Origin of the sequence: Xenophilus arseniciresistens (assembly GCF_028023875.1) — a bacterium.
Lineage (GTDB): Bacteria > Pseudomonadota > Gammaproteobacteria > Burkholderiales > Burkholderiaceae_C > Xenophilus > Xenophilus arseniciresistens.
Window position 1 is genome coordinate 571,867 of record NZ_JAQIPB010000003.1, and the last position, 20,387, is coordinate 592,253.

Consider the following 20,387-nt stretch of genomic DNA (forward strand, 5'->3'; position numbering starts at 1 on the left):
AGCCCGCAATGGTAGCCAGTCGGGTCTTCAGATCCTCTTCACGGTCTCGCCTGCGGCCTGCCGCGCCACGGCCTGCGCCACCTGCGCGAAGTTCAACACCATCTGCGACACCGGCCCGCGCCGGTGCGCCACCGCCAGGCCCACCCGCACCGAGCACTGGCGCAGCGGGCGATAGACCACGCCCTGCAAGCTGAGTTGGCGCGCCGAAGCTGGCAGCAGCGCCACACCCATCTCGGCCGACACCAGCGACAACACCAGCGCGATCTGCGGCGCGGTGGGGCCGCGCAGGGGCTCGAAGCCGGCCTCGCGGCAGGCCGCCAGCATGCTGTCGTGCAGGCTGAGGCCCACCTCGCGCGCCGTGAGGATGAAGGCATCGCCGCGCAGCGTGCGCAGCGACAGCGCGCTGCGGCTGGCCGGCGCGCGCGCGGCCGCATGGGTGGCGGGCAGCGCGGCCACCAGCGGCTCGGCCAGCAGGCGCTGAACCAGCAGCTCGGGCGGGTCCGACTCGGAGGGCCGCAGCAGGGCCACGTCGAGCTGCTGCGCCTGCAGCGCTGCGCTCAGGCGCACCGAATTGCCCTCGGTCACGCGCAGGTCCACGGCCGGAAAGCGTTGGCGGAAGGCGCGGATGCTGGCCGGCACCAGCGGGTTCAGCGCCACCGATCCGGTGAAGCCCAAGGTCAGTTGCCCGCTTTCGCCGCGGGCCGCGCGCTGCGCCCGCAGCACCGCGTCGGCGGCCTGCCCGGGCATGGGCCCGACGGCTTCCAGGAAGGCCTGGCCGGCTTCGGTCAGCGCCGCGCCATGGGGCAGCCGCCTGAACAGCGCTGCGCCCACTTCGGCTTCCAGGTCGCGGATCTGCAGGCTCAGCGGCGGCTGGCCAATGCCCAGCCGCGCCGCCGCGCGCGTGAAGTTGCCCTCTTCTGCGACGGCCAGAAAGTAGCGGATGTGGCGCAGTTCCATCGGTATTTGCGAAACAGATCAGATCGGTTGCGGACATATATTAGACAGATGCCGATGCAATGCCTACAGTGCGGGCTCGGTCCGAAGAACGTCATGCTCAGCACGCCCTCCGCGGCCGCCGGCTCTGCCGGCAGCGCCGCCGCCACCTCCCCCGCGCCCCCTTCGCCCGCCGACGCCGGCATCCGCCCCGGCACGCCCGAATCGCGGCGCGCGGGCCTGGCCATGTTCCTGGTGGGCTTTGCCAGCTTCTCGATGATCTATTGCGTGCAGCCGCTGCTGCCGGCCTTCTCCGCCAGCTTCGGCATCGGCCCGGCCGCCAGTTCGCTGGCGCTGTCGCTGACCACGGGCTTCCTGGCGGTGGCTATCGTGCTGGCCGGCGCCTTCTCGCAGGCGCTGGGGCGCCGCGGCGTGATGGCGGCCTCGATGCTGCTGGCGGCGCTGCTGAACCTGGCGGCGGCCGTGCTGCCGAGCTGGCATGGCCTGCTGGTGGTGCGCGCGCTCGAAGGCCTGGTGCTGGGCGGCGTGCCGGCCGTGGCCATGGCCTGGCTGGCCGAAGAGATCCACCCCGCGCACCTGGGCCGCAGCATGGGCCTGTATGTGGCGGGCACGGCTTTCGGTGGCATGGCCGGGCGCGTGGGCATGGGGCTGATGACGGAGTTCACCTCATGGCGCATGGCCATGGGCCTGCTGGGCGTGCTCTGCCTGCTGTGCGCCATCGCATTCCTCAGGCTGCTGCCGCCGTCGCGCCACTTCACGCCCCGGCCGGGGCTGGATCTGCGCTACCACCTGCAGACCTGGGGCGCGCACCTGCGCAACCGCGGACTGCTGCGCCTGTACGCCATGGGCTTCCTGTGCATGAGCGTGTTCGTGGCGCTGTTCAACTACGCGACCTTCATGCTGTCGGCGCCGCCGCACGCGCTGAGCCAGACGCTGGTCAGCCTGATCTTCCTGAGCTATGCGCTGGGCATGGTGTCTTCGTCGATGGCCGGGCGCCTGGCCGACCGGCTGGGCCGCAGGCCGTTGCTGGCGGCGGGCTTCGCCATGATGCTGTGCGGCGTTCTGCTCACGCTGGCCGGTTCGCTGTGGCTGGTCATCGCGGGCATCGCGGTGGTGACCACGGGTTTTTTCATCGCCCATGCGGTGGCCAGCAGCGCGGTGGGGCCGCAGGCCGGCGCGGCCAAGGGCCATGCGGCCTCGCTGTACCTGCTGTTCTACTACCTGGGCTCCAGCGTCACCGGCTCGGTGGGCGGCTGGTTCTGGCAGCACGGCGGCTGGCCCGCCGTGGTGGCGCTGACGGCCGGGCTGTGCCTGACGGCGCTGGCCATGATCCTTTTCCTCAAGCCCCTGCCGCCCGCGCGCGCCGCCGCATGAGCGCGATGGGCGGCCATGTGGCTTTCGAGACCTTGCGCCCGGCGCCCTGAGGCGCGTCACCCACGCGCCAAACGCAGCACCTTTTTATAAAACTGCCATCGATCCGACACGCCGAAGTCATCTGCGATTCCTAGATTGCGCGGTTTCGTCAAGAAAGAGGAAGCCCTCGATGCACAACAAGCACCGGATCGCGCTGGCGATCGCCACCGTCCTTGCCCTGAGCGCCTGTGGCGGCGGCGGCAACAACAGCAACAGCGATGCGCTGGCCCTGCTGGCCCTCGCCAATGCCAACCGCCCGCCTGCAAGCAACCCCGAAGCGCCGACACCCACCGACCCGGGTACGCCGCCCACCGAGCCTGCGACGCCCGAGCCTGAGCCCGAGCCGCAACCGGAGCCCGAGCCCGAGGCCAAGGTGCTGCTGGAGGAAAGCTTCGAAGGCCTCACGGCGCTGCCAGCGGGCTGGCGCCTGAAGTCCAACAACGTGGGCACAGTGGCCGTGCAGGACGGCAGCCTCTTCATCGACGGCCGCGCCCATTCCACCAACATGACGGCCGTGCTGCTGCCGCAGAGCCTGGAAGCGCTGTCGAACTACCGCATCGACGTGGTGTTCACCTTCGGCGCGGCCAACAACAACGCGCGCTGGGGCAGCGTGATGTACCGCACCTCGAGCGACTCGGCCACGCCGGTCAACGAGCCCTACTACCAGTTCGCCATCCGCCAGAACGCCACCGCCAGCAACGGCACCGAGTTCGCGCTGCGCAAGAACGGCGGCTGGAACGTGCAGGGCACGCACGCCTACGGCGAAGCCATCGACGCCGAGAAGACCTACACCGCCACGGTGATGGTGCACGGCAACCGCGTGCGCCAGTACCTCAACGGCCGCCTCACGCATGACATGAGCCTGGACGAGGCCATGAGCAAGGGCGGCATCGGCCTGCAGACGGCCGGCCTGGTGATGCGCGTGGACAGCGTCAAGGTCACCGAGCAGCTCAAGGCCCTGCCCGAGATCACCAAGCTGGTGGCCGTGCAGGACAGCGGCACCCAGGCCGCCATGGCGCCCACGCTGGTGCTGTCGGCCGGCGCCAACCAGGACCTGGCGGCCAGCGGCGCAAGCAACCTGCTCTACGGCATTGATTCGAGCCTGAACCTGCGCAGCGAAGCCGGCGAAAGCCTGGGCACGCTGACCCAGTACTTCGCGCAGGCCGAACGCCGCACCATCCCCGTGCTGCGCATCGCCGACAGCGCCACCGTCGACGCGCTGGTGCAGTTCACGCAGGAGAACGACAGCCTGGGCGACGTGACCCTGCTGTCGGACAACGTGGAGCTGCTGGCCAAGGCCCGCGCGCAGCTGCCGGCCGTGCGCACGGCGGTGGACTTTTCGGCTTCGGGCTTCCTCGGCAACACGCGCCAGGACATCCTGCAGGTGGTCAGCGCCACCAACCGCGCCAAGGCCAAGATCGCCGTGCTGCCGGCCGGCATGGTCAACCGCGCCACGGTCTCGCATCTGCAGCGGCTGCTGATCACCACCTGGGCCCGCTCCGGCGCCAGCACGGCCACGCAAGCGGCCGAAGTGCTGCTCACCGGCATCAACGGCGTGGTGCCGGCCAATGCGGCCAGCTCGGCCGTGTTTGCGAAGGTGCTGCGCGCGCTGCCGGCCAACACGCTGCTGCGCAAGCCGCTGGTCACGGGCCATCGCGGCATGCCCTCGCAGGTGGATGAGAACACGCTCGAAGGCGCGCGCGCGGCCGTGGCCGCGGGCGCCGACGCGGTGGAGAACGACATCTACATGACCACTGACGGCCACCTGGTGATCATGCATGACGCCACCGTCAACCGCACCACCAACGGCACCGGCAACATCGAGAGCATGACGCTGGCGCAGGTGCAGGCCCTGCGCACCAAGGGCCAGGGCTACGCGGTGCCCACGCTCAAGCAGTTCTTCGAGGAGTTCCGCGGCCGCTCCACGGTCCACTTCGTGGAGATCAAGAGCGGCAACGCGGGCATCGTGCCGCTGCTGCAGAAGGAGCTGGCCGAGCTGGACGTGCGCGACCAGATGGTGACCATCTCCTTCGACGGCAACCAGATCAAGCGCATGGGCAGCACGCTGCCGGAGATCACCAACGGCTATCTCAACAGCTTCGCCGGTGGCAGCGACCCGCTGCTGGACCTGCGCACCATCCTCAACGCCACGCAGCAGAACTCCAGCACCTTCAACCCGAGCTACACGGGCCTGAGCGCAGCGGCGATGGAAGCCGGCAAGCACCGCGGCATCACCTTCTGGCCCTGGACGCTGAACAACGAGAGCGAGTTCTACCGCTTCTACAGCTACGGCACCCACGGCCTGACCACCGACTACGCCTGGTGGGCGCGCGACTTCCCCGTCGCGCTCAGCGCAGCCGCCACGGGCACGGCCACGGTGGGCCAGCCCCTGAGCCTGCCCGTCACGCTGAGCACGCAGGTGGGCCAGACGCTGAGCCCGACGAACACCGGCCTGGCGGCCGTGATCGACGGCAATGCCACCCACAGCACGGCGCCCGACGGCACGGTGACCTTCACCTCCGCCGGCACGGCCACGGTGCTGCCGGGCTATCGCCACCGCATGGGCGACGGCACCTACAGCTACGTGATCGTGGGCAAGCCCATGACGCTCACGGTGTCGGCCACGCCCGCGCCCTGATATCGCCACGCAGCGTTGAATGACACGCGGCCCGGCTGCCTTGAGCAAAGGCAGCCGGGCCGCTGTGTTTTGAACTGCCCTTTTTTCAGTAGCCGCGTTCGGGGTCAACCACGCCGGCCACAGCCTCGCCACGCTGCAGCGCGCGGATCTTGTTGCTGATCTGCGCGATGGATTCGCTGCGCAAGGTGCGCGCCGAGGCATGCGGCGTGACGCTGATCTTCGGGTGGTGCCAGAAGGGATGCCCGGCGGGCAGCGGCTCCTGCTGGAACACGTCCAGCGTGGCGCCGGCCAACTGGCCGCTGTCCAGCAGAGGGATCAGGTCTTCCTCCACCAGATGGCCGCCGCGCGCGATGTGGATCAGGTAGCCGCCGCGCTTGAGCGCGCCCAAGGTGGTCCTGTTGAGGATGCCGCGCGTGGCCTCGGTCAGCGGCAGCAGGTTGACCAGCACGCGCGTATTGACCAGAAAGTCGCCCAGCCGCGCCTCGCCCGCGAAGCAGCGCACGCCGTCCATCTCCTTGCGCGAGCGGCTCCATCCCAGCACCGGAAAGTCGAACTGCTGCACGGCGCGGGCCACGCGCTGCCCCAGCACGCCCAGGCCCATGATGCCCACCGGAAAGTCGGCGCGCGCCTGCGGCTTGCGATAGACCCAGCGGCCCTCGCGCGCCTCGGCCTCGTACACGTCGAACTCGCGGAAGTGCCGGATCAGCGCATGGCACACGTATTCGGCCATCTGCACCGACATGCCCGCATCGTCCAGCCGCACCACCTGCAGCGAGGGCGGCAAGCGCAGCTTCATGATCGCGTCCACGCCGGCACCGATGTTGAACAGCGTCCTGAGCTGCGGCTGTTCGTCGACCAGCTGCTGCGGCGGCGCCCACACCACCGCATGGTCGGCCTGCGGCGCACCGGCCGACCAGACGAAGACCTCGGCCTCGGGCAGGGCGGCCTGCAGGCCCTGGACCCAGGGTTCGGCTTTGGTGTCGGTCAGGCAGACGGCAATGCGCACAGCGGGGCTCCTTCAAGCAGATTCACGAACAACAACAACAACAAAGAAAAGGGATGCGCGGAATTGTCAGCCCTGCCGCGCCTTCTTGCGGCGCCACATCACACGCAGGCCCCACAGCGGCAGCAGCAGCACGGGCAGCCAGGGCAGGGCCGCGGCCACGAAGCTGATCACCGCCGCCGCGCTTTCCGCCAGGGTCTCACCCGCCTGCGCCCAGGCCCGCGCGATGGGGTTGTCGCCGCCCCCGCTCACCATGCGCTGCTCGGCGCGGAACTCGATGTCGATCTGCTGCATGCGCGTGCGCGACTGCAAGGCTTTGAGCTGCGCGGCATGGCTGTCCAGCTCGGACTGGGTCTGCGTGAGCGTGCGCTGGATCTCCAGCACGTCCTTGAGCGCGCGCTGCCCGTCCGCACGCGCCAGCAGCGCCCGCAGGCTGTCGCGGAACTCGGTGCGGTTGCGGATGTGCGCCTGCACGTCGATCACCTGCGCCGTGAGGTCTTCGCTGCTGCTGTCTTGCTGCACGACAAGGCCGCCGCCCTGCAGCGCGCCCAGCAGCTTGTCCACGTCTTCGGGCGCCACGCGCAGCGACAGGCTCGCGCCAGCCGGCTGGCGCGGCGTCTGCTGCCGCAGCGAGGCCTGCAGCAGTTCGCAGCGCAGCGCAGCGCATTGCGCGCGCACTTTCTCCCACAGCGCGGGCAGTTGCTCGCCCGGGCTTTCGACGGTGAGCATCTGCCGCACCGCGATGTGGCGCTGGGCCTCGGGGCTGTCCTGCACCCCGGCAGCGGACTGCGCGGCGCCGCCGGCCCCATCGGCCGCGGCCATGCGCGCCATCGGTGCCGGCGCGGGCATGGCCTCGGCCACCACCTGCTCCTTCAGCGCCATGTCGGCCTCGGGCGCCTGCGCGGCGCGGTCGCAGCCAGTCAAGACCAGCGCCAGGGCCAGCGCGGTCAGCGGCACAGCACGGGCGCGGGCTGCAATGGAAAGACGAGGGATGGTCATGCGCAGAACTCCTTGATGGCTCGAATTTACGGGAAGGGTCTGGCTGATACGGGGCTCGCAGCGAAATGGGGTTGGGCAACCGGGAAATCGCTTCTAGCATGGCGCAATCGCCATTGCCCGCCTTGCCGACATGCCAGACAAGCCGCAGACCATCGCCGCCTACATTGCCGCCGCGCCCGCCGAAGGCCAACCCTTGCTGCGCGAGTTGCACGCCTTGCTGCGAAAGGCCGCACCCGACGCGCAGGAAGCCATCAAATGGGGCCAGCCTTTTTTCATCGAGCCGCGCTTCGTGTATGCCTTCTCGGCCCACAAGGGCCATGCCAGCTTCGCTCCGCCAGCGGCCGCGATGCGCGAGTTTGCGGAAGAACTCCAGTCATGGCCCACCACCAAGGGCACCCTCCGCCTGCCCTACGACCAGCCCCTGCCCGAGGCACTGCTCATGCGCATCGCCAAACGCTGCGTGGCGCTGGTGAGTGAACGCAAGGACGACGCGTTCTGGCCGGGGGAGGATGTGCCGGGGGGTGGTGCGAAGAAGTGAAGCGGGGGCAAGGAGCCAACTGCGCAAGCGCTTGCCGCTGGCGTCGTTGAAGGGCACGCCCGCTTCATGCACCTTCAGGCTCGGCACGCTATGCCGCCGCGCACTTGCGCACGGTATCGAATGTGCGCGTGGTGATGGTCTTGCCGAAGGTGCGCTCCAGCAGCGCCATGAACACGGGGCCTTTCTGGTTCGGAACGTAGGAAACAAGAACCTCGAGCCCGCGCATCTCATGGATGCACGCACCTTCCAGTTCGATGGGCAGTTTGGGCACGGATTCCAATGCCGCAGGCAGGAAGGTCACCACCGGCTTGGCCGCAGCTGAAAGCCCGAACGCCTTGAACGGATCGGCCTCGACCAGGGCCTGCAGATGCCTGGAAGATCGCACGATGGTGCCGAATGCCTTGCCGAGGTGGGCCTGCATCGCAGCCTCTGCCTTGCGCGCCAGCAGCGGCTCTTTGGAGGCCCTGCAGGAGAAGGCCACATTGCCGCTGGACAGCAGCGTGCGCACATCCTCGAAACCCGCCGACTCAAAGCACTTTTTGAGCTCGGGCATCTTGGCGTTCATGGGGCTGACACCGCGCAGGAAGGCTACGTAGCGGGGCATGGGCTTGAGTGCGCCAAAACAGCCTCAGCCGGTCACTGCGCCGCCGCCAGACGCAGCAGCTCCGCCCCTTCCGTCACCTGATCGCCCGGCGCATAGAGCAGTTCCTGCACGGTGCCGTCGGCTGGTGCGGCGATGGTGTGCTCCATCTTCATGGCTTCCATCACGGCCAGGGGCTGGCCCTTGGTGACGCTGTCGCCGGCCTTGACGGCGAAAGACACGACCTTGCCGGGCATCGGCGCCGTGAGGCGCCCGCCTTCGGCCTGCGTGTCGCCGGCATGGGCCAGACGGTCCACGGGCGTGATGCGCGTGGCGCCTTGCGGCGCGAAGACATGGGCCTGCTCCTGCAGCAGGTACACGTTCAGCGCGTGTCGACCGCCGTTGAACGCGAGTTCGATGCGGCCGTCCGGGAACTGGCCGACGGCCAGCGGGCCGGCAACGGCCGCGTCGCCCTCGCCCACCGTCAGGTGCAGGCCGCCATCGCCCTCATAGCGCAGCAGCGCGTTGACCGGCTCGCCATGGAACTCGAAGGCAAAAGGCCGGCTGTAGGTGCCCAGCGCGCGCCAGCCGTCGCGGCGCGCAAAGCCGGTGGCCGGGCCGCTGCGCTGGCTCTGCGGCCATTCGCCCAGGATCTGCTGCGTGACGGCCGCGGCCACGGCCAGCGGCAGGCCCAGCGGCTCGCGGTCGAAAAGCACGGCGCGTTCGCGCTCGATCAGGGCGGTGTCCAGCCGGGCCTGCGCGAAGGACTCGGTGGCCAGCACGCCGCGCAGGAACTGCACGTTGGTCTGCACGCCCACGATGTGCACCTCGGCCAGCGCGGCATCGAGCCGGGCCAGGGCCTCGGCGCGCGTGGCGCCGTGCACGATGAGCTTGGCGATCATCGAGTCGTAGAAGGGCGAGATTTCGCCGCCCTGGCGCACGCCGTCGTCCACGCGCACCGGGCTGCGTTCGAAGGCCGAGTGCTGCGCGGGCTTGCGATAGACCTGCAGGGTGCCGGTGGCGGGCAGGAAATTGTTGTCGGGGTTCTCGGCGCAGATGCGCGCCTCGATGGCGTGGCCGTGGATCTGCAACTGCTCCTGCGCGAGCGGCAGCGGCTCGCCGGCCGCCACGCGCAGCTGCCACTCCACCAGGTCCAGGCCGGTGATGGCTTCGGTCACGGGGTGTTCCACCTGCAGCCGCGTGTTCATTTCCATGAAATAAAACTTCATGGCTTCCGGTTGGTCATAGCCCCCGGTCTGCTCGACGATGAATTCCACCGTGCCCGCGCCCACGTAGTTCACGGCGCGCGCGGCGTTCACGGCGGCTTCGCCCATCTGCCGGCGCATGGCTTCGGGCATGCCGGGCGCAGGAGCCTCCTCCAGCACCTTCTGGTGGCGCCGCTGCACCGAACAGTCGCGCTCGAAGAGGTAGACGTAGTTGCCGTGCGTGTCGCCAAACACCTGGATCTCGATGTGGCGCGGGCGCTGCACGTACTTCTCGATCAGCACGGCGTCGCTGCCGAAGCTGTTGATGGCCTCGCGCTGGCAGCTGGCCAGCGCGGCGGCGAAGTCCTCGCTCTTTTCGACGATGCGCATGCCCTTGCCGCCGCCGCCCGCGCTGGCCTTGATGAGCGCGGGGTAGCCGATGCGGTCGGCCTCGCGCTGCAGCAACTGCGCGCCCTGCTCGGCACCGTGGTAGCCCGGCACCAGCGGCACGCCGGCCTTTTCCATCAGGCGCTTGGACTCGGCCTTCAGGCCCATGGCCAGGATCGCTTCGGCCGGCGGGCCGATGAAGACCAGGCCCGCTTCGGCGCAGGCCTTGGCGAAGTCCTCGTTCTCGCTCAGGAAGCCGTAGCCGGGGTGGACGGCCTGGGCGCCCGTGGCCTTGGCGGCCGCGATGATCTTTTCCCAGCGCAGGTAGCTGTCCTTGGGCGCGCTGCCGCCCAGGTGCACCGACTCATCGCAGGCGCGCACATGGTTGGCATGGGCGTCGGCGTCGGAATACACGGCCACGGTGCGAATGGCCAGGCGGCGCGCCGTGGCGGCCACACGGCAGGCAATCTCGCCTCGGTTGGCGATCAGGATCTTCTTGAACATATCGGTCTCCTTCGATTCAGGCAGGTGGCGCCACCGGCGTGGCCCCTCCAAAAAAAGCACGCAGCTTGCGCAGCACCCCGCGCAGGAACTTCCACAGCACGATCAGCAGCAGCACCGACACCAGCAGCATCAACAGCAGCGCCGCGCCGAAAGCCATGGGGTGCTGGGTGGCCAGCCACAGCAGGCCCACGACCAGCCCGTCTTCGAACAGCGAGGCCAGCCAGTTGGAAAAAGGCTCTGGCGAGGTGTTGATGACCGCGCGCGTGGTGGCCTTGGTGGCAAAGGCGGTGGCCGCCAGCGAGCCGCCCAGCAGGCCGGCCACCAGCCCCCACAGCGCGCTGTCGCCGCCGAAGACGCCGGCCGCCAGCAGGGCGCCGCCGGGAATGCGGATCACGCTGTGGATCGAGTCCCACAGGCTGTCGAACCAGGGCACCTTGTCGGCGAAGAACTCCACCACCAGCATGAAGCCGCTGACGGCCAGCACCACCGGGTGCTGCAGCAGCTGCAGGCCGCCGGGCAGCACGATCCAGTCGGCCGCACCCATGGCGCCGACCAGGAAGACCACCGCGTACAGCCGCAGCCCGCTGGCCCAGCCCAGCGCGCCGGCCAGCGCCAGCAGCGCGGGCAGGTCCATGCCCGACAGCGCCCGGCTGGCCTGCTGGCCAGCCGCGCTTGCGGCGTCGGCCAGCGCGGGGTCGGCGTGCAGGCCCAGGCGATGCAGCCACTGGATGAGGGCGTCGATCATGGTCGGCGATGCGGCGTGTGGGCTTGCCCGGCTCAGCGGCGGCTCATGCGCCTGGCTTGATCCAGCCCGGCTTGCGCTTGCCGAGGAAGGCCCTCAGGCCCTCGCGGCCTTCGTCGCTCGCGCGCAGCGCCGCGATGCGAACCACGGTCTCGTGGTTCAACTCCTCGGTGATGGGCTGGCCCACCATGTCGCGCCACAAGCGCTTGGCCTGGCCCACGGCGTTGGGCGCGGCCAGCAGCAGGCTGGCGACCACTTCGTCCACCTTGGCGTCCAGCGCATCGGCGCTCACCACCTCGTGCACGAAGCCGATGCGGTGCGCGTCGGCCGCGCCAAAACGCTCGGCCGTGAGGAAGTAGCGCTGCGCCGCGCGCGGCCCCATGGCGCGCAGCACGTAGGGGCTGATGGTGGCGGGGATCAGGCCGATCTTGACTTCGCTGAGGCAGAAATGGGCCGTGTCCACGGTGATGGCCACGTCGCACACCGACACCAGCCCCATGCCGCCCGCGTACACATCGCCCTGGATGCGCGCGATGACCGGCAGGCGGCTTTGCTCCAGCGTGCGCAGCATGCGCGGCAGGCCCGCGGCGTCCAGCAGGTTCTGTTCGTAGGTGTACTCGGCCGCCTGCTTCATCCAGTTGAGGTTGGCGCCGGCGCAGAAGGCCGGGCCGCGCCCACCCAGCACCACGGCGCGCACCTCGGGTGCGGCCTCGGCCAGCGCGAAGGCTTCGCCCAGCTCGCGGATGAACACGTCGTCGATGGCGTTGCGCATCTCGGGCCGGTTGAGCCAGATGCGAGCCACGGGGCCGTCGATGGCCAGCTCGAGGGTGGTGAAGTCGGTCATGGAGTGACTCTCCCTTGGATTTGCAAAAACCTGACCCAGTCCAGCTCGGGGGCCTGCAGCCCGAGCGCGGTGAGCGCGGCCGTGAGCTGGCCCCGGTGGTGGGTGGCGTGGTTGAACACATGGCCCAGGGTGGGCGTGAAGGGCAGGCGCATGGACTCGCCGTTGGCGCGCGTGTAGTGCAGCTCACCGCCCAGTTGCGCGGCGCTGAGCGTCGCGGCCCAGGGCTGCCAGCGCTGCACGGCCGCGAGCAGGGCCGCGACCAGCGGCGCGCGCGCCGCATGCGGCTGGGCGTCGAGCGCGGTGCGCGGCGACTCGCCCAGCGCAAAGCGCGACCACCAGATCTCGTCGGTCACCAGCAGGTGGCTCACGGTGCCGTGGACCGAGCCGAAGAACAGGCCGCAGTCACCGAACCACTGCGCGTCGTCCAGCAGCGCCAGGTGCTCGATCAGCAGGCGCTGCGTGGCCCACGCGTGGTAGCGCGCGAGTTCGGCGAAGTAGTCGGGCAGGGTCATGAGCTGCTGATTGCGCTAGTGCATCCATGTCTGTAGGCCTTCAATGCCATCAAAGTCACGGTCGCCCTGCAACAGCGGGCAGCCAGTTTCGAGGCACCAGGCGGCAACCATCAGGTCGATGGAGCTGCGGATGGTGATACCGCGCCGGCGCTGGCTGCGGTAAAGCTCAGCGGCGCGCAGGGCGACGGCCTTGCCGCCCGCGGGCAACACGGGCAGGCCACCCAGTGCCTTACGCGCAGCCATCCATTCGGCATCGCGCACAAAGCCGCGCAGAACCTCCATCAGCACGAGATCGAGGAGGATGACTTCGTCATCTCTTCGCAGCGCCCCGCGCAAGCGCTCCACCGCAGGCGTCAGTTGGCCCCGGAAATGGTCGATCCAGACACTGGAGTCGGCGGTCATCATGCGGCGGCCTTCCGGCGGGGCTTCTTGTGTGCGTCGCCACGATGGGTTGCGATGCGCGGCTTGGCCTTGGACACCTTGCGCTCGGCCACGGGCGCGTCCGGGATCGACTCGTCTGCCGGGATCGTCCTCCAGTCCACGCTGTCGTCGCCCGCCCATTGAAGCTTGCCCCCCAAGGCCAGAAGGTCCTGGTGCGCCTTGCGCCGTGCCAGCAGGCGAAGCCCTTCCTCCACCGCCTCCTTCTTGGTGGCAAAGCCGCCTGCCTTCATGGCCGCGGCCATGAGCTTGTCATCGATCACGATGTTGGTGCGCATGGAAATTTCGTGTGTATGAAACTCTTAAATCATACACATCATCACATGCGAAACACCCCGAACTTCGGCTCCGGAATGGGCGCATGCCGCGCCACCGCCAGGCCCAGCGCCAGCACGCGGCGCGTGTCGGCCGGGTCGATGATGCCGTCGTCCCACAGCCGCGCGGTGGCGTAGTAGGGGTGGCCCTGGTCTTCGTACTGCTGGCGGATGGGCGCCTTGAAGGCCTCTTCCTCGGCGGCGCTCCACTGGCCGCCCTTGCCCTCGATGCCGTCGCGCTTGACGGTGGCCAGCACGCTGGCGGCCTGCTCGCCGCCCATCACGCTGATGCGCGCGTTGGGCCACATCCACAGGAAGCGCGGCGAGTAGGCGCGGCCGCACATGCCGTAGTTGCCCGCGCCGAAGCTGCCGCCGATGATGACCGTGAACTTGGGCACATTGGCCGTGGCCACGGCCGTCACCATCTTGGCGCCGTGGCGGGCAATGCCTTCGTTCTCGTACTTGCGGCCCACCATGAAGCCGGTGATGTTCTGCAAGAACACCAGCGGGATCTTGCGTTGGCCGCACAGCTCGATGAAGTGCGCGCCCTTCTGGGCCGATTCGGAAAACAGGATGCCGTTGTTGGCCACGATGCCCACGGGCATGCCCTCGATCTCGGCGAAGCCGCACACCAGCGTGGCGCCATAGCGGGCCTTGAATTCGTGGAACTCGCTGCCATCGACGATGCGCGCGATGATCTCGCGCACGTCGAAGGGCTTGCGCGTGTCGGTGGGGATCACGCCATAGAGCTCCTCGGCCGCAAAGAGCGGGGCGCGCGGCGCATTCACCGCAGGGGCCTGCGCCTGCGCGCTGCGGGCATTGAGATGGGCCACCGCCTGGCGGGCCAGCGCCAGCGCGTGCAGGTCGTTCTGCGCCAGGTGGTCGGCCACGCCCGACAGCCGCGTGTGCACGTCGCCGCCGCCCAGGTCTTCGGCCGTCACCACTTCGCCCGTGGCCGCCTTCACCAGCGGCGGGCCGCCCAGGAAGATGGTGCCCTGGTTCTTCACGATGATGGACTCGTCGCTCATGGCCGGCACGTAGGCGCCGCCGGCCGTGCACGAGCCCATGACCACCGCGATCTGCGCGATGCCCTGGGCGCTCATGTTGGCCTGGTTGTAGAAGATGCGGCCGAAGTGCTCGCGGTCGGGGAAGACCTCGTCCTGGTTGGGCAGGTTGGCGCCGCCCGAATCGACCAGGTAGATGCAGGGCAGGCGGTTCTGCTGTGCGATCTCCTGCGCGCGCAGGTGCTTCTTGACCGTCATCGGGTAGTAGGTGCCGCCCTTGACCGTGGCGTCGTTGCAGACGATGAGGCAGTCCACCCCATTCACCCGCCCGATGCCCGCGATGATGCCCGCGCCCGGCGCGGCGCCGTCGTACATGCCGTGCGCAGCCAGGGGCGAGAGTTCGAGGAAGGGGGTGCCCGCATCGAGCAGCTGGTTCACGCGCTCGCGCGGCAGCAGCTTGCCGCGCGCGGTGTGCTTGGCCCGCGCCGCCTCGCCGCCGCCCTGGGCCACGCGCTCGAACTGGGTTTGCAGGTCATCGACCAGCGCGCGCATGGCGCTGGCATTGGCCTGGAAGTCGGCCGATCGCGAATTGAGTTGGGTGGCCAAAGCCGTCATGGCATCGCTTTCCTGTTCAAAAAATTCTTCGAGGGGGCGTCGGCAGCGGTGCGGCCGTGCGGCTCATGCCGTGCGCTCGGCCACCAGGCCCAGCTCAACCGACATCTGTTCGCGGATGCGGTACTTCTGGATCTTGCCGGTCACCGTCATCGGGAACTCGGTGACGAAGCGGATGTACTTCGGCACCTTGTAGTGCGCGATCTGGCCCTTGCAGAACTCGCGGATCTCTTCTTCGGTGAGCTGCTGGCCCGGCTTGGCGATGACCCAGGCGCACAGCTCCTCGCCGTACTTCCGGTCGGGCAGGCCCACCACCTGCACGTCCTGCACCTTGGGGTGGCGGTAGAGGAACTCCTCGATCTCGCGCGGGTAGATGTTCTCGCCGCCGCGGATCACCATGTCCTTGATGCGGCCGACGATGTTGACGTAGCCCTCGGCGTCCATGGTGGCCAGGTCGCCGGTGTGCATCCAGCCCTCGGCGTCGATGGCCTCGCGGGTCTTGGCTTCGTCGCCCCAGTAGCCATGCATCACCGAATAGCCGCGCGTGCACAGCTCGCCGCGCTCGCCCCGCGGCACGGTGGCGCCGCTTTCGGGATCGACGACCTTCACCTCCAGGTGCGGCTGCACCGTGCCCACGGTGGACACGCGGCGCTCCAGCGGCGTGTCGGTGCTGCTCTGGCAGCTCACGGGGCTGGTTTCGGTCATGCCGTAGGCGATGGTGATCTCGCCCAGGTGCATCTGGCTGACCACGCGCTTCATCACCTCGATGGGGCAGGCCGTGCCGGCCATGATGCCGGTGCGCAGGCTGGAGAGGTCGAACTCGGCGAAGCGCGGGTGGTCCAGCTCTGCGATGAACATGGTGGGCACGCCATGCAGGCCCGTGCAGCGCTCGGCCTGCACGGCCTCCAGCGTGAGCAGCGGATCGAAGCCGTCGTTCGGATACACGATGGCGCTGCCATGCGTGAGGCAGGCCAGGTTGCCCAGCACCATGCCGAAGCAGTGGTACATGGGCACCGGGATGCACAGCTTGTCCTGCGGCCCCAGCTTCATGCATTCGCCGATGAAGAAGCCGTTGTTCAGGATGTTGCGGTGCGTCAGCGTCGCGCCCTTGGGAAAGCCCGTGGTGCCGCTGGTGAACTGGATGTTGATGGGGTCGGTGGCCTTCAGGCCCTGCTGCACCTGGGCCACGCGCGCGTCATTCGCGTTGCCGCTGGCCAGCAGTTGAGACAGGCGCGCCAGCGGAATGTCGAAGCCGGCCTCGTCCGCGTCTTCGGCGCGGTCGATCCACCAGACGTTCTTCAGCTGCGGCAGCCTGGCCGCGCCCAGTTCGCGCAGCATCGCCAGGTACTCGCTGGTCTTGAAGCGCGGCATGGTCACCAGCGCCTTGCAGCCCACCTTGTTCAGCGCGTACTCCACCTCGGCCGTGCGGTAGGCCGGGTTGATGTTGACCAGGATCAGCCCGGCCTTGGCCGTGGCGATCTGCATCAGCACCCAGGCCAGGTTGTTGTGCGACCAGATGCCGACGCGGTCGCCCGGCACCAGCCCCGTGGCCAGCAGCGCGCTGGCCAGTTGCGTGGCCTCGGCCTGCAGCGCGCGGTAGCTGCGGCGCACGCCTTCATGGCGGCTGACCAGGGCCAGCGCGTCGGGCTGCTTCGCGACCATGGCGTCGAAGAAATCGCCGATGGTTTCTTCGATCAGCGCGGGCTCGGTGGCGCCGCGGGCGTAGCTGTCGGTCATGTCTTGTCTCCTGATCTTGCCCCCTCTCCCTCTGGGAGAAAAAATCAAGCCGTCTCGTTGAACAGCTCGCGCCCGATCAGCATGCGGCGAATCTCGCTGGTGCCCGCGCCGATTTCGTACAGCTTGGCGTCGCGCCACAGACGCTCCACCGGGAATTCCTTGGTGTAGCCCACGCCGCCCAGCGTCTGGATCGCCTCGCCGGCCATCCAGGTGGCCTTCTCGGCGGAGTACAGGATGGCGCCGGCCGCATCCTTGCGGAAAGTGCGCGCGTGGTCGTTGCGGTCGCAGGCCTTGCCCACGGCGTACACGTAGGCGCGGGTAGCCTGCCAGGTGCTGTACATGTCGGCGATCTTGCCCTGCATGAGCTGGAACTCGCCGATGCTCTGGCCGAACTGCTTGCGCTCGTGCACGTACGGAATCACCGCATCCATGCAGGCGGCCATGATGCCCAGCGGGCCGCCGGAAAGCACCGCGCGCTCGTAGTCCAGCCCGCTCATCAGCACCTTGGCGCCCTGGCCTTCGCCGCCCAGGATGTTCTCTTCGGGCACTTCGCAGTTGTCGAAGAACAGCGGGAAGGTGTTGGAGCCGCGCATGCCCAGCTTGTCGAGCTTGGTGCCGGCCGAGAAGCCCTTGAAGCCCTTCTCGACGATGAAGGCCGTCATGCCGCGCGCGCCCATTTCCGGCTCGGTCTTGGCGTAGATGACCAGCGTGTCGGCATCGCCGCCGTTGGTGATCCACATCTTGGAGCCATTGAGCACGTAGCAGCCGTCCTTCTTCTCGGCCTTGAGCTTCATGCTCACCACGTCGGAGCCGGCGTTGGGCTCGCTCATGGCCAGCGCGCCCACGTGCTCGCCGCTCACCAGCTTGGGCAGGTACTTCTTCTTCTGCGCCTCGGTGCCGTTGCGGTGGATCTGGTTGACGCACAGGTTGGAGTGGGCGCCGTAGGACAGGCCCACCGATGCAGAGGCACGCGAGACCTCTTCCATGGCCACGATGTGCGCCAGGTAGCCCAGCTCGGTGCCGCCGTATTCCTCTTTCACCGTCATGCCGTGCAGGCCCAGGCTGCCCAGCTTGGCCCACAGGTCGTGCGGGAAGAGGTTGTCGCGGTCGATCTCGGCCGCGCGCGGCGCAATCTCGTGGGCGCAGAAATCGGCCACGGCATCGCGCAGCGAATCGATGGTCTCGCCCAGGTCGAAATTGAGGCCGGGCAGGGTGTGGTGGGCCATGGGTTCTTGTCTCCGCAGGGGTTGGGGTCGCGCCTGTTGGCGAGCCGTCAGGGCCGGCCAGGACCCGCAGCTTACGCCCGCCCTGCCCGCATTTGGCGCCACAATGGTTGCAAATCACGCCACATCCAAGCTCCGGCCATGCCTGCTTCCACACTTGCCAGACCCCCGCGCGCAGCCACGCCCATGGCCTTCGTGCAAGCGATCGTGAAGGGCTATGCGCGCTACGGGGTGGACCCGGGCGGCGCCCTGCGTGCGGCACAGATCACGCCGCGCGAGCTGTGGCGAGCCGGCGCGCGCGTGACGGCGGCGCAGTTCGAGGCCTTGAACGCCCACGCCATGCAGGAGCTGGACGACGAGGCCCTTGGATGGTTCGGCCGCCGCCTGCCCTGGGGCAGCTACGGCATGCTGTGCCGCGCCTCCATCACCGCGCCCAACCTGGGCGTGGCGCTCAAGCGCTGGTGCCGCCACCACCGGCTGCTGGTGGACGACATCGCGCTCTCGCTGGAAGTGCACCAGGGCCAGGCCACGGTCGCCATCGAGGAGATGCGCGCGCTGGGCGCCTTCAGGGAGTTCTGCCTGGTTTCCAGCCTGCGCTTTTTGCACGGCTTTGCCAGCTGGGCCATGGATTCACGGCTGTGGCTGCGCGAGGCGGCCTTTCCGTTCGCGCCGCCGCCGCATGCCGATGCCTATGGCCTGATGTTCCCGGGGCAGTTGCGCTTTGACGCGCCGCGCGCGAGCTTCAGCTTCGACGAGCGCTACCTGGCCCTGCCCCTGCTGCGCGACGAGGCCGCGCTGCGCCAGATGCTGCGCCGCGCGCTGCCGCTGACGGTGCTGCAGTACCGGCGCGACCGCCTGCTGGGCCAGCGCGTGCGCGAGCTGCTGCGCACCCAGGGCGCCGAACTGACCAACGCCGAGGCCATGGCGCAGGCGCTGCACATGTCCAGCCGCACGCTGCATCGCCAGTTGCAGGCCGAGGGGCTGCAGCTGCAGCAGCTCAAGGACGAGGTGCGCCGCGACCATGCGCTGGACCTGCTGCGGCGCAGCCAGCGCTCGCTGCAGCAGATCGCGCTGGCGGTGGGCTTTCGCAATGAGAAGAGCTTTTCGCGCGCCTTCAGGCAGTGGACCGGCATGGCGCCGGGGGCCTGGCGGGCGGGTTCCGAGCAAGCGCTTGCCCCCTCGCCCTCCGGGAGAGGGTTGGGGTGATGGCACGCACCACATTTGCGACGAAGCAGGTTCACAAGCCCAGCGCAGCCCCTCACCCAAGCTCTCCCCAGAGGAAAGAGGAGCAAGACCTTCAGAAGTTGCCCCGCGTGCTGTCACGCCGCCGTCACGGCGCATCGGCATGTTTCGCGCTTCATCGACACCCTTGCATCCTCCATGACACACATCGCCTTGCGTTCCTGCCTCGCCCTTGCCGCCGCACTCGCCTGCGCCGGCGCCGCTGCGCAGACCGCCTACCCCGCCACCCTGGCCGGCCATGCGCTGCTGCCGGCGCAAAGCTTCGTCGCCGCCCCCAAGGACGCGCCGGCCGACCTGCAGATGAGCGGCAAGTTCACCACCGGCAAGCGCGTGGAAGCCGCCGGCAGCATCGAGGGCCTGTCGGGCGGGCGCGGCACCGGCGTGTCGCTGCCCTTCAAGGGCCAGCCGCTGCAGGGCCACTCGGGCATCAAGACCATGGCCGACGGCAGCTTCTGGGTGCTGACCGACAACGGCGCCGGCGCCAAGGCCAACTCGCCCGACTTCATGCTCTACCTGAACCACTACAAGGTGGACTTCAAGAGCGGCAAGATGCAGCGCCTGGCCACCGTGTTCCTGCACGACCCCGACAAGAAGGTGCCCTTTCGCATCGTCCACGAGGGCACGAAGCAGCGTTATCTGACCGGCTCGGACTTCGACCTCGAGAGCTTCCAGTTCGCGGGCGGCGCGCTGTGGATCGGCGAGGAATTCGGGCCCTACCTGATCAAGGCCGACCTCAAGGGCAAGGTGCTGGCCGTGTTCGAGACGCAGGTGGACGGCAAGGCCGTGCGCTCGCCCGACCACCCGGCCGTGACGACGCCCGGCGCGCCGGGCGGCGCGGTGGACTTCCAGGTCAAGCGCTCCAAGGGCTTCGAGGGCATGGCCGCCTCCAAGGACGGCAGCAAGCTCTATGCGCTGCTCGAAGGCCCGGTGTGGAATGCCGAAGCCAGGGACTATGAGAAGGTCGAGGGCAAGGAAGCGCTGCGCGTGCTGGAGTTCGACGTGGCCAGCGAGAAATGGACCGGCCGCCACTGGAAGTACGTGCTCGAGGCCAATGGCCACGCGATCGGCGACTTCAACATGATCGACGGCACCACGGGCCTGATCATCGAACGCGACAACGGCGAAGGCACGAGCGACAAGGCCTGCCCCGAAGGCAGCAAGCGCAGCGACTGCTTCCACGACATCGCGAAGTTCAAGCGCATCTACAAGGTGGAACTGAGCGACGCCAACGTGGGCGCGGCCGTGCGCAAGATCGGCTACATCGACCTGCTGAACATTGCCGACCCGGACAAGCTCGCGCGCAAGCCGCTGAACGACGGCGTGCTGAAGTTCCCCTTCTTCACCATCGAGAACGTCGACGTGGTGGACGCCACGCACATCGTGGTGGGCAACGACAACAACCTGCCCTTCTCCAGCAGCCGCGAGCCCAACAAGGCCGACGACAACGAACTGGTGCTGCTGGAAGTCGGCGCCTTCCTGCAGGCCCGTTAAAGCCGCC

At 68.7% G+C, this 20,387-nt stretch carries 18 protein-coding genes; 5 read left to right on the forward strand and 13 right to left on the reverse strand.

Features of this window, described 5'->3' with window-relative positions; genetic code table 11:
- Positions 1-27: 27 nt before the first annotated feature.
- Positions 28-957 (reverse strand): LysR family transcriptional regulator, encoded by a 930-nt coding sequence (locus tag PGB34_RS11310; RefSeq protein WP_271428174.1) that lies wholly within the window; start codon positions 955-957, stop codon positions 28-30.
- 93 nt (positions 958-1,050) lie between these two features.
- On the opposite strand from PGB34_RS11310, the gene PGB34_RS11315 reads away from it, so the two are divergent.
- Entirely contained in the window at positions 1,051-2,328 is a 1,278-nt protein-coding gene (locus tag PGB34_RS11315; protein ID WP_271428175.1) for an MFS transporter, read from the forward strand.
- Positions 2,329-2,497: 169 nt separating this feature from the next.
- Positions 2,498-5,005 carry a glycerophosphodiester phosphodiesterase family protein gene (locus tag PGB34_RS11320; RefSeq protein WP_271428176.1) on the forward strand — a complete coding sequence of 836 codons (2,508 nt, stop codon included), beginning with the start codon at positions 2,498-2,500 and terminating at the stop codon, positions 5,003-5,005.
- A gap of 85 nt (positions 5,006-5,090) precedes the next feature.
- On the opposite strand, the gene PGB34_RS11325 is transcribed toward PGB34_RS11320, so the two are convergent.
- Together PGB34_RS11325 and PGB34_RS11330 are read right to left on the reverse strand one after the other, a co-directional pair.
- On the reverse strand, positions 5,091-6,011 hold the full coding sequence (locus PGB34_RS11325) for a 2-hydroxyacid dehydrogenase (RefSeq protein WP_271428177.1): 921 nt from the start codon (positions 6,009-6,011) through the stop codon (positions 5,091-5,093).
- 66 nt (positions 6,012-6,077) lie between these two features.
- Entirely contained in the window at positions 6,078-7,007 is a 930-nt protein-coding gene (locus PGB34_RS11330; protein ID WP_271428178.1) for a DUF4349 domain-containing protein, read from the reverse strand.
- A 130-nt stretch (positions 7,008-7,137) separates the two neighbouring features.
- On the opposite strand from PGB34_RS11330, the gene PGB34_RS11335 reads away from it, so the two are divergent.
- Entirely contained in the window at positions 7,138-7,545 is a 408-nt protein-coding gene (locus PGB34_RS11335; protein ID WP_271428179.1) for an iron chaperone, read from the forward strand.
- A gap of 88 nt (positions 7,546-7,633) precedes the next feature.
- On the opposite strand, the gene PGB34_RS11340 is transcribed toward PGB34_RS11335, so the two are convergent.
- From PGB34_RS11340 to PGB34_RS11385, 10 genes are all read right to left on the reverse strand, one after another.
- The gene (locus PGB34_RS11340) at positions 7,634-8,149 is read right to left on the reverse strand and encodes a DUF1697 domain-containing protein (RefSeq protein WP_271428180.1); all 516 of its coding nucleotides are present in this window, start codon (positions 8,147-8,149) and stop codon (positions 7,634-7,636) included.
- A 32-nt stretch (positions 8,150-8,181) separates the two neighbouring features.
- A complete protein-coding gene (locus PGB34_RS11345; protein ID WP_271428181.1) occupies positions 8,182-10,221 on the reverse strand; it encodes an acetyl/propionyl/methylcrotonyl-CoA carboxylase subunit alpha in 2,040 nt (679 codons plus the stop codon).
- A 16-nt stretch (positions 10,222-10,237) separates the two neighbouring features.
- On the reverse strand, positions 10,238-10,966 hold the full coding sequence (locus tag PGB34_RS11350; protein WP_271428182.1) for a DUF4126 domain-containing protein: 729 nt from the start codon (positions 10,964-10,966) through the stop codon (positions 10,238-10,240).
- A 43-nt stretch (positions 10,967-11,009) separates the two neighbouring features.
- Positions 11,010-11,807, reverse strand: coding sequence for an enoyl-CoA hydratase/isomerase family protein (locus PGB34_RS11355; protein ID WP_271428183.1), 798 nt, complete (start codon positions 11,805-11,807; stop codon positions 11,010-11,012).
- Positions 11,804-12,319: a DinB family protein gene (locus tag PGB34_RS11360; RefSeq protein ID WP_271428184.1), complete on the reverse strand. Its 516-nt coding sequence runs from the start codon at positions 12,317-12,319 to the stop codon at positions 11,804-11,806. The genes PGB34_RS11355 and PGB34_RS11360 overlap by 4 nt, the downstream gene beginning before the upstream one ends.
- Before the next feature lie 15 nt (positions 12,320-12,334).
- Positions 12,335-12,724, reverse strand: a complete 390-nt coding sequence (vapC, locus tag PGB34_RS11365) for a type II toxin-antitoxin system VapC family toxin (protein ID WP_271428185.1) — start codon at positions 12,722-12,724, stop codon at positions 12,335-12,337.
- The gene (locus PGB34_RS11370) at positions 12,721-13,035 is read right to left on the reverse strand and encodes a type II toxin-antitoxin system VapB family antitoxin (protein WP_271428186.1); all 315 of its coding nucleotides are present in this window, start codon (positions 13,033-13,035) and stop codon (positions 12,721-12,723) included. Before PGB34_RS11370 ends, vapC begins: the two co-directional genes overlap by 4 nt.
- Before the next feature lie 41 nt (positions 13,036-13,076).
- Positions 13,077-14,690, reverse strand: coding sequence for a carboxyl transferase domain-containing protein (locus PGB34_RS11375; RefSeq protein WP_271428187.1), 1,614 nt, complete (start codon positions 14,688-14,690; stop codon positions 13,077-13,079).
- A gap of 63 nt (positions 14,691-14,753) precedes the next feature.
- Entirely contained in the window at positions 14,754-16,424 is a 1,671-nt protein-coding gene (locus tag PGB34_RS11380) for an AMP-binding protein (RefSeq protein WP_271428188.1), read from the reverse strand.
- Between the two features lie 44 nt (positions 16,425-16,468).
- Positions 16,469-17,650 (reverse strand): isovaleryl-CoA dehydrogenase, encoded by a 1,182-nt coding sequence (locus tag PGB34_RS11385; RefSeq protein WP_271428189.1) that lies wholly within the window; start codon positions 17,648-17,650, stop codon positions 16,469-16,471.
- A 183-nt stretch (positions 17,651-17,833) separates the two neighbouring features.
- On the opposite strand from PGB34_RS11385, the gene PGB34_RS11390 reads away from it, so the two are divergent.
- A complete protein-coding gene (locus PGB34_RS11390; protein WP_271428190.1) occupies positions 17,834-18,853 on the forward strand; it encodes an AraC family transcriptional regulator in 1,020 nt (339 codons plus the stop codon).
- 174 nt (positions 18,854-19,027) lie between these two features.
- Positions 19,028-20,380, forward strand: coding sequence for an esterase-like activity of phytase family protein (locus tag PGB34_RS11395; RefSeq protein WP_271428191.1), 1,353 nt, complete (start codon positions 19,028-19,030; stop codon positions 20,378-20,380).
- Positions 20,381-20,387 lie beyond the last annotated feature (7 nt).